This window comes from Paraburkholderia sp. SIMBA_027 (assembly GCF_046535315.1).
GTDB lineage: Bacteria > Pseudomonadota > Gammaproteobacteria > Burkholderiales > Burkholderiaceae > Paraburkholderia > Paraburkholderia tropica.
In genome coordinates, this window is record NZ_JAWRWY010000469.1 from 1 (window position 1) to 276 (window position 276).

Here is a 276-nt window from a genome sequence, read left to right on the forward strand (position 1 = left end):
TGGATGGTTTTGTTCTTCTCCAGATCCGGATCAGGTATGGGGACTGCCGACATCAATGCCCTGGTGTAAGGATGTAGTGGATTGTGGTAGACCTCATCATAGGTCCCCAGTTCTACCGCATGGCCGAGATACATCACCAACACACGATCGGAAATGTGTTTTACCACGGCCAGGTCATGAGCGATAAAAATTAATGACAATCCCATCTCACGTTGCAGCTGCTGGAGCAGGTTGACCACCTGCGCCTGAATTGACACGTCCAGCGCCGACACCGGC

Annotated in this window: 1 pseudogene; it reads right to left on the minus strand. The window is 52.2% G+C overall.

The annotated features are described in order from the left end of the window. Nucleotides 1-276: pseudogene (oppF, locus tag SB764_RS39865) on the minus strand (murein tripeptide/oligopeptide ABC transporter ATP-binding protein OppF); the annotation flags it as partial.